The organism is Microbacterium sp. 13-71-7, assembly GCF_002257455.1.
Taxonomy (GTDB): Bacteria; Actinomycetota; Actinomycetes; order Actinomycetales; family Microbacteriaceae; genus Microbacterium.
This window is the reverse complement of the sequence record NZ_NCKN01000099.1, coordinates 1-13,928: the sequence shown is the minus strand read 5'-3', so window position 1 is coordinate 13,928 and position 13,928 is coordinate 1. Positions and strand designations below refer to the sequence as shown.

General features: G+C 71.0%; 14 protein-coding genes and 1 pseudogene. 9 read left to right on the top strand and 6 right to left on the bottom strand.

Annotated elements, in window-relative coordinates:
- Window positions 1-431, top strand: a pseudogene (locus B7X32_RS11045) (hypothetical protein); the annotation flags it as partial.
- Complete coding sequence (locus B7X32_RS11040) at window positions 431-4,006, top strand: error-prone DNA polymerase (RefSeq protein ID WP_292719433.1); 3,576 nt, start codon at window positions 431-433, stop codon at window positions 4,004-4,006. The pseudogene B7X32_RS11045 and the gene B7X32_RS11040, both read left to right, overlap by 1 nt.
- Before the next feature lie 15 nt (window positions 4,007-4,021).
- Here B7X32_RS11040 and B7X32_RS11035 read toward each other — a convergent pair whose 3' ends face one another.
- Together B7X32_RS11035 and B7X32_RS11030 are read right to left on the bottom strand one after the other, a co-directional pair.
- The gene (locus tag B7X32_RS11035) at window positions 4,022-4,399 is read right to left on the bottom strand and encodes a hypothetical protein (RefSeq protein ID WP_292719431.1); all 378 of its coding nucleotides are present in this window, start codon (window positions 4,397-4,399) and stop codon (window positions 4,022-4,024) included.
- Between the two features lie 58 nt (window positions 4,400-4,457).
- Window positions 4,458-4,985: a flavin reductase family protein gene (locus B7X32_RS11030; protein ID WP_292719429.1), complete on the bottom strand. Its 528-nt coding sequence runs from the start codon at window positions 4,983-4,985 to the stop codon at window positions 4,458-4,460.
- A gap of 102 nt (window positions 4,986-5,087) precedes the next feature.
- Between B7X32_RS11030 and B7X32_RS11025 the strand changes: the two genes are divergently transcribed.
- Window positions 5,088-5,429, top strand: a complete 342-nt coding sequence (locus tag B7X32_RS11025) for a hypothetical protein (protein ID WP_292719427.1) — start codon at window positions 5,088-5,090, stop codon at window positions 5,427-5,429.
- Complete coding sequence (locus B7X32_RS11020; RefSeq protein ID WP_292719425.1) at window positions 5,426-6,052, top strand: GyrI-like domain-containing protein; 627 nt, start codon at window positions 5,426-5,428, stop codon at window positions 6,050-6,052. The genes B7X32_RS11025 and B7X32_RS11020 overlap by 4 nt, the downstream gene beginning before the upstream one ends.
- Here the strand turns inward: B7X32_RS11020 and B7X32_RS11015 are convergent, their stop codons facing one another.
- Window positions 6,053-7,663, bottom strand: a complete 1,611-nt coding sequence (locus B7X32_RS11015) for an AMP-binding protein (protein ID WP_292719423.1) — start codon at window positions 7,661-7,663, stop codon at window positions 6,053-6,055.
- 100 nt (window positions 7,664-7,763) lie between these two features.
- On the opposite strand from B7X32_RS11015, the gene B7X32_RS11010 reads away from it, so the two are divergent.
- Complete coding sequence (locus B7X32_RS11010) at window positions 7,764-8,594, top strand: LuxR C-terminal-related transcriptional regulator (protein ID WP_292719420.1); 831 nt, start codon at window positions 7,764-7,766, stop codon at window positions 8,592-8,594.
- 20 nt (window positions 8,595-8,614) lie between these two features.
- Here the strand turns inward: B7X32_RS11010 and B7X32_RS11005 are convergent, their stop codons facing one another.
- Window positions 8,615-9,394, bottom strand: coding sequence for a thioesterase family protein (locus tag B7X32_RS11005; RefSeq protein ID WP_292719418.1), 780 nt, complete (start codon window positions 9,392-9,394; stop codon window positions 8,615-8,617).
- 186 nt (window positions 9,395-9,580) lie between these two features.
- Here B7X32_RS11005 and B7X32_RS11000 point away from each other — a divergent pair, with 186 nt between their 5' ends.
- The 4 genes from B7X32_RS11000 (at window position 9,581) to B7X32_RS10985 (ending at window position 12,583) form a co-directional block, all read left to right on the top strand.
- Entirely contained in the window at window positions 9,581-10,297 is a 717-nt protein-coding gene (locus tag B7X32_RS11000) for an ABC transporter ATP-binding protein (protein WP_292719416.1), read from the top strand.
- Complete coding sequence (locus B7X32_RS10995; RefSeq protein ID WP_292719414.1) at window positions 10,294-11,601, top strand: ABC transporter permease; 1,308 nt, start codon at window positions 10,294-10,296, stop codon at window positions 11,599-11,601. The genes B7X32_RS11000 and B7X32_RS10995 overlap by 4 nt, the downstream gene beginning before the upstream one ends.
- A gap of 82 nt (window positions 11,602-11,683) precedes the next feature.
- Window positions 11,684-12,157: a carboxymuconolactone decarboxylase family protein gene (locus B7X32_RS10990; protein WP_292719412.1), complete on the top strand. Its 474-nt coding sequence runs from the start codon at window positions 11,684-11,686 to the stop codon at window positions 12,155-12,157.
- A gap of 51 nt (window positions 12,158-12,208) precedes the next feature.
- Window positions 12,209-12,583, top strand: a complete 375-nt coding sequence (locus B7X32_RS10985; RefSeq protein WP_292719410.1) for a UBP-type zinc finger domain-containing protein — start codon at window positions 12,209-12,211, stop codon at window positions 12,581-12,583.
- Between the two features lie 13 nt (window positions 12,584-12,596).
- On the opposite strand, the gene B7X32_RS10980 is transcribed toward B7X32_RS10985, so the two are convergent.
- Together B7X32_RS10980 and msrA are read right to left on the bottom strand one after the other, a co-directional pair.
- The gene (locus B7X32_RS10980; RefSeq protein ID WP_292719408.1) at window positions 12,597-13,256 is read right to left on the bottom strand and encodes a DUF1275 family protein; all 660 of its coding nucleotides are present in this window, start codon (window positions 13,254-13,256) and stop codon (window positions 12,597-12,599) included.
- A gap of 119 nt (window positions 13,257-13,375) precedes the next feature.
- Window positions 13,376-13,928 (bottom strand): peptide-methionine (S)-S-oxide reductase MsrA (gene msrA, locus B7X32_RS10975; protein ID WP_366246981.1); only part of this gene is annotated, 553 nt, incomplete at its 5' end.

The following is a 13,928-nucleotide window of genomic DNA, read 5'->3' as shown; positions in this document are numbered from 1 at the left end:
TAGGCGGGCGCCTCGTCTCCGACCGGCAGCAGCTGACGCCCTGGGGCGAGCGGGTCGTGCCGGCGCGTCCTGCGGATCAGCCATGGCCGGGACAGCTGCCGGATCCGCTGCCGGCCGAGGTGTTCGCCCCGCCGCGGCCGATCGCGGTGACCGCGGCCGACGGCAGCACCGTCGGGATCGACGGTCGAGGACTGCTCACCGCCGAGCCGGCGGCCGTCGACGCGTGCGCGGTGCTCTCCTGGGCGGGCCCCTGGCCGGTGCGGGATCGGCGCGGGGATCCTGCGGGATCGTTCCGCGGCGAGCGCCTGCAGCTCGTGGACGAGCAGGAACGGGCCTGGCTGGTGCTGCACATCACCACCGCCGACGGAGCCGGTGGCGACGCCGGCGGAACGGGTGCCGACCAGTGGTGGGCCGAAGGGAGGTACCACTGATGGGCTTCCACAACCCGGACATGTCCTGGGCCGCGCTGGAGCGCACCCTCAGCGGCAGAGCGCCCCGCGACGGAGCCCCGAGCGACGACGCGCCGCACGGCGCCGGTCCGCTGCATCAGCAGATCGCGGTGGACGCCCCCTCCCGCATGCACAAGCGCCCGCCCATCCGGATGGACGGGATCGCGCGCCCGAAGGACGCGGTCCCCTACGCCGAGCTGCACGCGCACTCCTCGTACTCCTTCCTCGACGGCGCCTCCTCCCCCGAGGATCTCATCGCCGAGGCGCAGCGGCTCGGGCTCACCGCCCTCGCGATCACCGATCACGACGGCTTCTACGGCGCCGCGAGCTTCGCCGAGGCCGCCGAGTCCCTGGCGAACGCGGAGAAGAACACGAAGGCGGAGGGACGGGAGGATCCCGACGCCGAGCCCGCAGGGCCGCCGCTGCAGACCGTATTCGGCGCGGAGCTGTCGCTCCCCGGCCCCGATGCGCACGGCCCCGGCGCACGCGGTCGCGCCGGGCTCCTGCCGCCCCCGGAGCGCCGAGGTCTCCCCGATCCGCTCGGCGAGCACCTGCTCGTGCTGGCCCGTGGCGAGGAGGGCTACCACCGCCTCTCCGCCGCGATCACCGAGGCGCAGCTGCGCGGGGGCGAGAAGGGGCGGCCGTTCTACGAGATCGAGTCGCTGGCGAACCGCGCCGAGGGGCATTGGACGATCCTCACCGGCTGCCGCAAGGGCGGCGTCCGCAGCGCCCTCGAACGGGAGGGGCCGGAGGGCGCAGAGCGGGCGCTGCTCACCCTCGTCGACCTGTTCGGCACGGACCGGGTCGCCGTCGAGCTCATCGACCACGGCGATCCGCTCGACAGCCGGCGCAACGACGCCCTCGCCGCCCTCGCCCTCCGGCACGGTCTGCCCATGGTCGCGACGAACAACGTGCACTACGCGGCGCCGGAGCGGGCCGAGCTCGCCGAGGCGATCGCCGCCGTGCGCGCCACCCGCAGCATGCGGGAGCTCGAGGGCTGGCTGCCCGCGCACGGCACGGCGCACCTGCGCTCGGGGGCGGAGATGACGGCGCGCTTCGCCCGCTACCCGGGGGCGATCGCGGCGGGCCTCGAGATCGCCGAGGCCTGCGCCTTCCCGCTGCGCCGCGCCAAGCCCGCCCTGCCCACGATGAGCGTCCCTGCGGGCGAGACCCCGATGAGCCACCTGCGGGCGCTGGTCTGGGCCGCGGTGCCGGAGAGATATCCGGAGCACTCTCCCAAGGAGCTCACCCCCGAGGGGAGAAGCCGCATCGAGCGGGAGCTGAACGTGATCGAGGAGAAGGACTTCCCCGGCTACTTCCTCATCGTGCACGGGATCGTGGACGAGGCGAGGCGTCGCGGGATCCTGTGCCAGGGCCGCGGATCCGCCGCCGCGAGCGTGGTCTGCTACCTGCTCGGCATCACCGCGGTGGATCCGATCCTCTACGGCCTGCCCTTCGAACGGTTCCTCGCCACGACCCGCACCGAGGAGCCGGACATCGACGTCGACTTCGACTCAGGACGGCGCGAGGAGATCATCCAGTGGGTCTATGACGAATACGGGCGGGAGAACGCGGCGCAGGTCGCGAACGTCATCCAGTACCGGCCGAAGAACGCGGTGCGCGACATGGCCCGCGCGCTCGGGCACTCCCCGGGACAGCAGGATGCCTGGTCCCGCCAGGTGGAGCGCTGGGGGCTGGATCTGAGCCCCGTCCCCGACCACGACATCCCGGAGCAGGTGGTCGCCTACGCCGATGAGCTGCTGCGCGCGCCCCGCCACCTGGGGATCCACTCCGGCGGCATGGTGCTCACCCGGCGTCCGGTCGGCGAGGTCGTCCCCGTCGAGCACGCCCGGATGGAGAAGCGCACCGTCATCCAGTGGGACAAGGACGCCGCGGCCTGGATGGGGCTGGTGAAGTTCGACCTGCTCGGGCTCGGGATGCTCTCGGCTCTGCGGCACTGCTTCGACCTGGTGCGCGAGGCCACCGGCGAGGAGTGGACGCTGGACTCCCTGCCGAAGGAGGAGCCCGCGGTCTACGACATGCTCTGCCGCGCCGACACGATCGGGGTGTTCCAGGTCGAGTCCCGGGCGCAGATGGGGCTGCTCCCCCGCCTGCAGCCGAGGGAGTTCTACGAGCTCGCGATCCAGATCGCCCTCATCCGTCCCGGGCCCATCCAGGGCGGGGCGGTGCACCCCTTCGTGCGCCGCAAGCTCGGCCAGGAGAAGGTCACCTACGCGCATCCGAAGCTGGAGCCGGTGCTGAGCCGCACGCTGGGCATCCCGGTCTTCCAGGAGCAGCTCATCCAGATGGCGACGACGCTCGGCGACTGCACCGCCGACGAGGCCGACACGCTCCGCCGCGCGATGGGGTCCAAGCGGGGGCTGGAGAAGATCGACAGCATCAGAGAGAGCCTGTACACCGGCATGCACCGGCACGGCCTGGACGGGGAGACCGCGGATCGCATCTACGCGCAGATCCAGGCCTTCTCCGACTTCGGCTTCGCGGAATCCCACTCGCTCTCGTTCGCACTGCTCGTGTACGCGAGCTCCTGGCTCAAGCTGCACTACCCCGCCGCGTTCCTCGCAGGCCTCCTGCGCTCCCAGCCCATGGGGTTCTACTCCGCAGCGACCCTCACCGCCGACGCCCGCCGGCACGGGGTCGAGGTGCGTCGGCCCGACATCCGCCTGTCCGGGGCGACGGAGACGCTGGAGGCGGTGGATCCGGCGGCGACAGGGGGCACCGGGCGGGAATCCTGCGCGCATCAGCTCCCGGCACGACCTCCGGGCGTGAAGCCGGATCCGTTCGACCCGAAGGCGCCGGACGAGACCCTGGCGCACCGTCGGGACGGCCGCCACGCCGTCCGTCTCGGACTCGCCGGCGTCACCGGGATCGGCGAGAAGACGGCAGAGCGGATCGTCGCCGAACGCGAGGCCCACGGTCCGTACCGGGATCTGAACGACCTCGTGCGCCGCACCGACCTCACGGCGGCCCAGGTGGAGGCCCTCGCCACCGCCGGGGCCTTCGACTCCCTCGGGCTGCAGCGCCGGGAGGCGATCTGGCTGGCCGGATCCGCGGCGGAGGATCGTGCCCGCTATCTGCCGGACACGGTCGTCGCGGTGCAGCCGCCTCTGTTCGGCGACCAGACCAGCTATGAGATCCTCACCGCCGACCTCTGGGCGACCGGGGTGTCCACCGATGACCACCCGCTCGCGCACTTCCGCCCCGGCCTGGATGCGCGCGGCGTGCTGACCTCCTCCGCGCTGCGCACGCACGAGAACGGCCGCCGGGTCGAGACAGCGGGCCTCGTGACCCACCGGCAGCGTCCGTCCACGGCGGGCGGCGTGACCTTCCTCAACCTCGAGGACGAGCACGGACTGGTGAACGTCATCTGCACGCAGGGGGTGTGGCTGCGCTACCGCCGGATCGCCCGGGAGTCACCCGCGCTGATCGTCCGGGGCATCCTGGAGCGCTCCCCCGAGGGCGTCACCAACCTGCTGGCCGACGCGTTCGAGCCGCTGCGGGTGGGCGTGCCGCACCACTCCAGGGACTTCCAGTGAACGCGCGCCGGGCGCTCACCAGAAGCGCGGCTGCTCCTCCTGCGGAGGACGATCGGTGCCGCCCCAGATCGCGGCCTGCGCCTTGGCCGCAGCGGCCGCCTCCTCTGCGCCCTCGAGGGCGATCGCGGATCCGCGGAGGTCGACGGCCCCGCCGGGGACAGCGTCGAGCACGAGCTCCGTGACCACGCCCTCCTCGGTCGCCAGCACGCTGCACGCCTCCACCCGGCCGCGCCACGGCAGCGCTCCGAGCTCGGGCAGGACGGATCCCGGCACGCGGTACACGACACCCGAGGTCAGGTCGCGGATGCGCACCGCACGGGACTCCTCGTCCACGGCGACGATGCGCCCCACGCCGAGCGGCGCGGGCAGCGGAAGGATCAGGGTCACGGACATGGCTCCACCTTCGTTCAGAACGGTCCGGCGGGCAAGCCGTCCGGACGCGGATCGGCGGTCAGCCGCGCGGGACCTCGACCGCGGCCGCCGAGGAGACCAGGGCATCGTAGTGGCGGTCGACGTACAGCAGGGGTGCACCGGGAGCGCCCTCGATCACGTCGAGCACATCGAGGAGCACGAGCGCCGAGGGGCCGACCGGGTGCGTCTCCCGGATCGTGCCGCGCACCGCGACCCGGGCCGTCGGGAGGAACGGCTCGCCCGTGAGCAGCGTCTGGAACCCCTGCTCCGGAGTGAAGCGCGGCTGGCCCGAGCGCGCGAATGCGTCGGCGATGGGCTCCTGCCCCGCGACGAGGAAGTGCACGAGCACGCTGGGAGCCGCGAGTATGCCGCCGGCGCTGCCGGTCGCGCGCGTGACGGAGAAGACGAGCACGGCGGGATCGGCGCTCACCGAGGCGACGCTCGACAGCGTGAGCCCCACAGGGCCGTCCGGGGCGACCCCCGTCACCAGCGCGACACCGGCGGGGTGATGCCGGAACGCCCCCTTGAACTTCTCGGTGACGTCGTTCTCCAGACCCGGGGTGCTCATCGTGCTTCTCTCTGTCGTTGCCATGGGCGCAGCGTTCGCGTCCACCCTCAACGGTATGCCTGTTCCTGAGGAATGGGCGCCGTTCCGTGGCAGGCTGATCCCATGGACGGATCCGAAGACGCTCCCCTGATCCGGGAGCACGGCATGCCCTACAAGCTGGTCTACATCGCCGCGGCCCTGTTGCACACTCCGCTGCTCACGCTGGGCGGAATCCTCGCCGGGATCAACGTCTTCCTCCACGTCTCCTGGCTGCTGGTCGCCTGGATGGCGGCGGCCGCACTGGGGATCTTCCTGTACGGGCTCGCCAAGGTCATGGATCAGGACGACCTGGGCGGACTGCCGGGAACGCGCATCGCTCTGGCGTGGGGCGTGCTCGCCATCGTCGTGGGCGTCGCGCTCGGTGCGGGGGCCGTCGTCCTCGCCGTTCTGGGGCGCACGGGATGACTCCCGGCACGAAGCTCGATCTGACGAGGAGCCTGGACGGCTATCGTGCGCGCACCGGCGAGTTCCGCCTCGTCGACCTGCCGGCGAACCGCTATCACGCGATCGACGGGCACGGCGATCCGAACACGGCTCCGGCCTACGCCGCAGCCCTCGAGACGCTGTACCCGGTCGCCTACGCGCTGAAGTTCGCCAGCAAGCGCGAGCTCGACAGGGACTACGTCGTCCCGCCGCTGGAAGGGCTGTGGTGGGCGGACGACATGGATGCGTTCACGACGGCGCGCGACAAGTCGCGCTGGGACTGGACGATGCTGATCCTCGTCCCCGAGTGGATCGACGACGCGCTCGTGGACGAGGTGGTCGCGACCGTCCGCGCGAAGAAGTCCCCGCCACGACTCGACGACCTGCGGATCCTGTCCCTGTCCGAGGGCCTCTGCATGCAGACGCTGCACGTCGGATCCTTCGACGACGAGGCGCCGCTCCTCGAGCGCCTGCACGACGAGGTGATCCCGGAGCAGGGGCTGCGCCTGGCGGGCCTGCACCACGAGATCTATCTGAGCGACGCGCGACGCGTGGCGCCCGAGAAGCGCCGGACGATCCTGCGCCAGCCGGTCGCGCCCGCCTGATCACAGCCCCAGGATCTCCACCGCCCTCTCGCGCATCTCGACCTTGCGGACCTTGCCGGTCACGGTCATCGGGAACGCGTCGACGAGGTGCACGTACCGCGGGATCTTGAAGTGCGCGAGCCGACCCGCGGCGAACTCTCGGACGGCCTCGGCCGTGAGCGGCTCGGCGCCGGGTCGCATCACGATCCAGGCCATCACCTCCTCGCCGTACTTCGCATCGGGCACGCCGATCACCTGCACGTCGCCGATGTCGGGGTGGCGGTACAGGAACTCCTCGATCTCACGCGGGTAGATGTTCTCCCCGCCTCGCAGGATCATGTCCTTGATCCGGCCGACGATGTTGAGCCGGCCGTCCTGGTCCATGGTCGCGAGGTCGCCGGTGTGCATCCAGCGTCCGGCGTCGATCGCCTCCGCGGTCTTCTCCGGCTCGTTCCAGTAGCCGAGCATGACCGAGTACCCCCGCGTGCAGAACTCCCCCGGCGTCCCGCGCGGGACGACGAGGCCGTCTTCGTCGACGATCTTCACCTCGACGAACGGCATGACGGCGCCGATGGTCTGCGTGCGCGCCGCGAGATCGTCCTCGCGCGAGGTCATCGTGGACACCGGGGACGTCTCGGTCATGCCGTAGCAGATGGCCACCTCCGGCATGTGCATCTCGGCGACCACCCGCTCCATGACCTCGACCGGGCACGGGGATCCGGCCATGATCCCGGTGCGCAGCGATGTCAGATCGAACTCGGCGAACCGCGGGTGCGCGAGCTCGGCGATGAACATCGTCGGCACGCCGTACAGCGACGTGCAACGCTCGGCGTGCACGGCCTCGAGGGTCCTCTCCGGATCGAAGACCGGTGCGGGCAGCACGACGCACGCCCCGTGCGAGTGCGCGCCGAGCACCCCCATAACCATGCCGAAGCAGTGGTACAGCGGCACCGGGACGCACACGCGGTCCTCCTCGGTGTAGTGCACGCCCTCCCCCACGAAGAAGCCGTTGTTCAGGATGTTGTGGTGGGACAGCGTGGCGCCCTTGGGGAATCCTGTCGTGCCCGACGTGTACTGGATGTTGATGGGCTGGTCGAAGGCGAGCGACGCGGCGCATGCGGCGAGTGCGACCGGATCCGCCGCTGCCCCCGCGGCGAGCGTCTCGTCCCAGGCGGGCGTCCCGATGAACAGCACGTCCTCGAACCCGACCTCTGCGAGCATCGCCGCGTAGTCCGTGGTCCGGAACGAGGTCGCGCTCACCATGAGCCGCAGGCCGGACTGCCCGATCACGTACTCGACCTCGCTCGTCCGATAGGCCGGATTGATGTTGACCAGAATCGCCCCGAGCCGCGCGGTCGCATACTGGGTCAGCACCCACTCGGCGCAGTTCGGCGACCAGATGCCGACACGGTCGCCCTTCTCGACGCCCCGGGCGCGCAGACCGAGCGCCAGCCGGTCGATGTCGCCGCGCAGCTGGGCGAACGTCCAGCGCCGACCGGTGGCGGATTCCACGAGCGCCTCCCGGTCGGGATGCAGGTCGGCGATCCGGTCGAGCATCTCCCCGATCGTCTGCCCGAGCAGAGGTGTGGATGCGATTCCGGACGAGTACGAGATCTGTGCTTCATTGCGCATGAGCACAGGATCCGGCGCTCCTCCTTCGCACGGCACCCCCGAACGGGGGTGGACCGGTCCGCGCGGTGGTGGCACAGTGTGATCGACGCAAGGAGTCGATGTGGAGCCTTCGCTGAAGACGGCCGTGGCCGCGGTGCGGCGCGATACCGGGCTGCCCGTCGCCTTCGCCGGCGCGGTGGATCCGAGCGGGCGGCTCTACCCGATCACCGCCACGGCGGGATGCCTGACGTCGGTGCTGGACGGCCTGGTGATCCGCTCCGGCAACGGCCTGGGCGGTCGCGTGCTCGCCGGGGCGAGGATCCAGACCGTGACGGACTATCTCCACGACGACGGCATCAGCCACCAGTACGACGGGCCGGTGTCGCGGGAGCGTCTTCGTTCGATCGTGGGAGCGCCGGTCGTCGTCGACGGCTCGGTGCGCGCCGTCCTCTACGGCGCCCTGCGCACCTCGGCGCAGCTGGGCGCGCGCACGCTCGACGCGATGCAGCTGTCCGCGCAGCGGCTGGCGTTCGAGATCGCGGTGTCGGAGGCCACAGCCCGGCGGCTGCGGGCCGTGGAGACGGCGGCGCTCATGCGCGAGGCCCGGACGGCTCCGACGCGTCCGGAATGGGAGGAGGTGCGGATCGCGCACGCCGAACTGCGGGCTCTGGCAGGCAGCGTGGGAGACGAGGGACTGCGCCGCCGCATCGACGACATCGCCGCCCGGCTCACCGCGACGGCGCCCGAATACGAGCGCCCTGTGCTGACGACCCGCGAGATCGACGTGCTGGCGCTCGTCGCGATCGGCTGCACGAACGCCGAGATCGCCGTGCGCCTCGACCTCGGCGCGGAGACCGTGAAGAGCTACCTGCGTGCCGCCATGCGCAAGCTCGGCGCCCATCGGCGGACCGAGGCCGTGACGCTCGCACGCACCGCCGGCGTCCTGCCCTGACCTGTTCCCGACCCGGTCGCTCAGGGGCGCAGGGGTCGCACGGTGAGGATCTGCTGCACCGTCCCCACCGGTCCGCGTTCGTCGTGCAGCACCGTGTCCGTGAGACCGAGCCCGGTCGGGCCGATCGAGACCGTGGTGTCGAAGCCGATCCATTCGCCCGTGGGAACCGCGAACAGGTGACAGGTGAGATCGACGTTCGGGAACGCGACCTCGGTCGGAGCCAGGCGCAGCGTCAGCCCGTTGGCGAAGTCGACCATGCCGAGCAGCCGCGCGATCGGCCCGATCCGCTCCCCCTCCAGCAGCGGGACGCGCGGCCGCAGCCAGCCCCACGCGTGTCCCGGCTGCCGCTGCCCGCGATGGAAGTCCACACTGCGCACGGCCCCGCCCGGCCAGTGATCGCCCATCGCCCAGGGGTCGAGCTCATCGCGCCCCGGCATCGCCGGGAGCGCGCTGCCGGCCAGCGCCAGGGTGTCCGCGGTCTGCATGAACCAGGCCCTGGCGATCACCGCCGCCCGGCCGTCCTGGCTCAGCACGGCTTCGACGAGCTCGATCGTGCGCCCGGGGCGCAGGACGCGGATCTCGAGGTCGACGCGCTCGAGCGGGATCGTGCCGAGGATGTCGTACGAGATCCGACCGAGCTGCAGATCCCCGCCGCGTCGCTCGGCGTGCTCCCGCTCGAGCGCATGCGCGATGAGCCCCAGCGCGGGTGCGATGTGCTGCTCCTCGGTGCTCCACGCCCCCTCGACGGCGGAGGTGGGGTGGAAGGCGGACGCGTCGATGCGCTCGAAATAGGCGGGCATGATCGGATCCTACGTCGCGCGTGGCCGTCGCTGAGACCGGGGCGGCACGGGGAGCTCGCCGCTCAGACGGCGGCATCGGCGTACCGCGCTCGGCGTACGCGCATTACATCCCGTGAGACGATGCGGCGTGCCTGGGGATCGGGGATCCTGAAGGCGGCGGATCCGCCACCGAGTCCTGGAGCGCGAATGACGAGCCCTGCCCCCACGATCCCCGCACCATCGGCGCCGGTGATCTCCGTGCGCGATGTGCACAAGTCCTATGGTCGCGGAAGCGGCCGCTTCGACGCCCTGAAGGGGGTGAGCCTCGACATCGCGGCCGGCGAGAGCATCGCGATCATCGGCAAGAGCGGATCCGGCAAGTCCACCCTCATGCACCTGATGGCGCTGATGGACGAGCCGAGTTCCGGGTCCGTGGCGCTGAGCGGCCAGGATACGGCGAGGTTGAAGGGGACGGCGCTGAATCGGATCCGCAACAAGACCTTCGGGTTCGTCTTCCAGCAGTTCTTCCTGACTCCGAATCAGAGCGTTCTCGAGAACGTCGTGCTGCCGCTGAAGATCGCCGGCATCGGTGCGGGCGAGCGGAAGCGGCGCGGCATGGCCGCCCTCGCACAACTCGATCTCGCCGAGAAGGCCAGGAACAAGGCGGTGAACCTCTCCGGCGGGCAGAAGCAGCGCACCGTCATCGCCCGCGCGCTGGTCAACGACCCGCGCATCATCTTCGCCGATGAGCCGACCGGCAATCTCGATTCGGTGACCGGAGGCGTCGTGGAGGACATCCTGTTCGCCCTGAACCGCGACCAGGGCATCACGCTCGTGATCGTCACCCACGACGAGGAGCTCGCCGCGAGGTGCGACCGTCGGGTGCACATCAAGGACGGGATGATCGAGGAGATGGCGGCATGAAGACCCTCGATCTCGTCCGCACCGCCATCTCGAGCACCTTCCGCTCGAAGACGCGCACCACGCTCACCATCCTCGCGATCTTCGTGGGCGCCTTCACTCTGACCATCACCAACGGCCTCGGCACCGGCATCAACAAGTACATCGACGACACCGTCTCCGGTTTCGGTGCGAGCGATGTGCTGACGGTCACCAAGAAGGTCGACGCCGGCACCACACCTGGCAGCACGGCCCCGAGGGAGTACGACCCGAACACGGCGACGACGGGAGGCGGGAGGGAAGGCGCCACCACGGTGGCGGTCCTGACGCAGAGCGACCTGGACGCGCTTGCGAAGGTGAACGGGGTGACCGCGGTGAAGCCGGTCCGCGCCGTCTCGGTCGACTACGTGCAGTTCGACGACGGCAAGAGATACATGATCAGCACCGGTGGTCTCGTCGCCGGGCAGACCGTGAAGCTCGCGGCAGGCGTCGCGCCGAGCGATGCGACCGGCGATCTGCAGCTCGCGCTGCCCACGGACTTCGTCACGCCGCTCGGTTTCTCGAGCGCCGCGGACGCCGTCGGCAAGACCGTGACGCTCGCGGTGACCGATGCGACCCGGACGCAGCACACGATCGAGGCGACGGTCTCCGGCGTCTCCGAATCGACGTTCAGCCTGACAGGGGGCGCCGCCAGCATGCTGCCGAACGATGCGCTGACCGGCGCCCTCTATGCGGCCCAGCAGACGGGAGTGCAGGCCGGTCAGCAGAACAGGTACACGCAGGCGCGGGCGTGGTTCGACGCCTCCGACTCCCCTGCCCAGGTGAAGTCCCTGCAGGATCGTCTCGCCTCGGCGGGGTACAGCTCCACGACGGTCGCGCAGCAGCTCGGCACCTTCAAGGCGGTGATCGACGGGATCGTCCTCGTGCTCAACGCCTTCGCGATCATCGCGCTGCTCGCCGCGAGCTTCGGCATCATCAACACCCTCTACATGTCGGTGCAGGAGCGGACCCGCGAGATCGGCCTGATGAAGGCGATGGGCATGGGGTCGGGTCGCGTGTTCGGGCTGTTCAGCCTGGAGGCGACGTTCATCGGCTTCCTCGGCAGCGCCCTGGGCGTGCTTGGCGGCATGCTGGTCGGCAGCGTCGTGAGCCGGATACTGGGGCGCACGCTCCTGTCGGATCTGTCTGGTCTGCAGCTCGTGGCGTTCGACGCGAGATCGATCGCGTCGGTGATCCTGCTGGTCATGGTGATCGCGTTCCTCGCGGGAACCCTTCCCGCGGCCAGGGCCGCTCGCCAGGATCCCGTCGAGTCGCTGCGCTACGAGTAGGCCGCCGCATCGGCGGGCGTGGGAACACGTCGCCGCGCGCGATACGTTGAACTCGTCGAACAGAACGCGCGAGAGGAACAGCATGCGCCCTTACTTGGACAAGGCGATCCCCGAAGCATGGAAGGCGGCCTCCGCGTACTCCGAAGCGGTCGCGGCGGCGACCGCGGCACGCGGCCTGACCTCTGCCGAGGCCGAGTTCATCAAGGTGCGCGCCTCCCAGCTCAACGCCTGCGCGTTCTGCCTCGACCTGCACATGCGCGAGGCGCGCGCCGCCGGCATCACGCAGCAGCAGCTCGACGTGCTCCCGGCCTGGCGCGAGTCCTCGCTGTACTCCGAGCGGGAGAAGGCGATGCTGGCGATCGCCGAGGCGGCGACGCGGATGCCCGTCGGCGAGGAGTCCGAGGCGGACCTCGCCGCGTCGCGCGGCCTGCTCGGCGACGAGGTCTTCGCCGCGGCCGAATGGGTCGCGCTGACCATCAACATGTTCAACCGGATCTCGATCCTCAGCGAGCACCCGGTGCGGCCCCGCGACGCCGAGGGAAATCTGATCCGCTGATCGAGATCCGCTGATCGACGCGATCCGCCGTTCGATGCCAGGAGGTGCCAGATGATTCAGGGAACCGACACGCGCCGACCGCCCTCAGGGCCGGGGTGCGCAGAGTGCGAGCGCGACGGGGGCTGGTGGTTCCATCTGCGCCGCTGCGCGGAGTGCGGACATGTCGGATGCTGCGACGACTCGCTCGGGCAGCACGCCACCGCGCACTACGCCGAGACGGGGCACCGGTTCATCCAGAGCTACGAGCCGGGTGAGGACTGGTTCTGGGACTACCGCACCGCGCAGATGGTCGACGGTCCCGAGCTCGCTCCGCCGCGCAGCCACCCCGAGGACCAGACCGTGCCGGGCCCGGCCGAGCGCGTGCCGGCCGACTGGCAGGAACTGATCCTCCGCGCCAGGGCGGACCGCGAGAGCCACGCCGGCTGACCGCGACGAGCGTTCAGGACGGCTCGGCACCGGCCCCGCGCCGAGTTCCTGCGCCGATCGCCACCGCGAGGCCGGCGAGGATGACGCCTGCGGCGAGCAGCGCGCTTCCGCCCAGCCATCGATGCGCCGCTGCACCGGCCACGGCACCCGCCGCGAGCGCGGCCCAGAGCAGCAGCGGACGCCGCCATGCGGTCGAGGACCGGCCGGTGACCAGGTCCGCGAGCGCGAGGCCGAGACTCACCAGCGTGCCCGTGGCGTAGGTGATCGCGATCCGCGCCCTTCCGTCGGCCAGGTACAGGGTGTTGAGGGCGCCCATCGCGCAGGCCAGCAGCGCGAACCGCCATTCGGCGTGCGGCAGCGCGAATCCTACGAGCGCGCTCGCGGCGACGGCGACCGCAGTACCCGCGACCACGGCACTGCGCCGCCGTGCGTGCGCGCCGACGACGACGCCGCCCGCGGCGACGCCGATCACGAAGGCCCCGACGAGCGCGGGCGGGAGCAGCGCACGCGCAGGGCCATCGGACCAGACCTCGACGCCCGCCTGGGTGGAGTTACCGCTCATGAACGAGACGAAGAACCCTCCGGTCTCGATGAAGCCGACAGCGTCGACGTATCCCGCGACGGCACTGAGCGCGAGCGACAGCGCCAGCCCGCGCCGGGAGACCTCCCTCACGATTCGGCTCCGCTCACTCGCATCGCTCCATCCTGCGGCCCGGTGAGCCCCGGCGCCAAACGCGGGAATGACGTCGGGCCCGCCGGAGAGATCCGACGGGCCCGATGCGTGGGGTGGTGTTACTGCGCGACCGCCTCATTCCGACGCGGCAGGACCCAGCCCGCACGCGGGAAGTGGCACGTGTAGCCGTCCGGGTAGCGCTCCAGGTAGTCCTGGTGCTCGGGCTCGGCCTCCCAGAACGGGCCCTTCGGCTCGATCGTGGTGACCGCCTTGCCGGGCCACAGCCCCGAGGCGTCGACGTCGGCGATCGTGTCGCGCGCGACCTGCTCCTGCTCGGTGCTGAGCGGGAAGATCGCGGAGCGGTAGCTCGTGCCGATGTCGTTGCCCTGACGGTTCAGCGTCGAGGGGTCGTGGATCTGGAAGAAGAACGCGAGGATGTCGCGGTAAGTGGTCTTCGACGGATCGAAGACGATCTCGACGGCCTCCGCGTGCCCCGGGTGATTCCGGTAGGTCGCGTGGTCGTTGCTCCCGCCGGTGTAGCCGACGCGCGTGCTGAGCACACCGGGCTGACGGCGGATGAGATCCTCCATCCCCCAGAAGCAGCCGCCGGCGAGGACGGCGGTCTCGGCGCCGGGAACCTGGGCGATGGATCCGGTGTCGGCGGGTCCGCTG

Excerpts from the sequence above, each read along its gene's own strand:
- B7X32_RS11025 (WP_292719427.1), top strand. The coding sequence starts at position 5,088 with ATGGACGGATCCGAAGACGCTCCCCTGATCCGGGAGCACGGCATGCCC.
- B7X32_RS11015 (WP_292719423.1), bottom strand. The coding sequence starts at position 7,663 with ATGCGCAATGAAGCACAGATCTCGTACTCGTCCGGAATCGCATCCACA.
- B7X32_RS10990 (WP_292719412.1), top strand. The coding sequence starts at position 11,684 with ATGCGCCCTTACTTGGACAAGGCGATCCCCGAAGCATGGAAGGCGGCC.
- B7X32_RS11040 (WP_292719433.1), top strand. The coding sequence starts at position 431 with ATGGGCTTCCACAACCCGGACATGTCCTGGGCCGCGCTGGAGCGCACC.
- B7X32_RS11030 (WP_292719429.1), bottom strand. The coding sequence starts at position 4,985 with ATGAGCACCCCGGGTCTGGAGAACGACGTCACCGAGAAGTTCAAGGGG.
- B7X32_RS11000 (WP_292719416.1), top strand. The coding sequence starts at position 9,581 with ATGACGAGCCCTGCCCCCACGATCCCCGCACCATCGGCGCCGGTGATC.
- B7X32_RS11005 (WP_292719418.1), bottom strand. The coding sequence starts at position 9,394 with ATGCCCGCCTATTTCGAGCGCATCGACGCGTCCGCCTTCCACCCCACC.
- B7X32_RS11020 (WP_292719425.1), top strand. The coding sequence starts at position 5,426 with ATGACTCCCGGCACGAAGCTCGATCTGACGAGGAGCCTGGACGGCTAT.
- B7X32_RS11035 (WP_292719431.1), bottom strand. The coding sequence starts at position 4,399 with ATGTCCGTGACCCTGATCCTTCCGCTGCCCGCGCCGCTCGGCGTGGGG.
- B7X32_RS10985 (WP_292719410.1), top strand. The coding sequence starts at position 12,209 with ATGATTCAGGGAACCGACACGCGCCGACCGCCCTCAGGGCCGGGGTGC.
- B7X32_RS10995 (WP_292719414.1), top strand. The coding sequence starts at position 10,294 with ATGAAGACCCTCGATCTCGTCCGCACCGCCATCTCGAGCACCTTCCGC.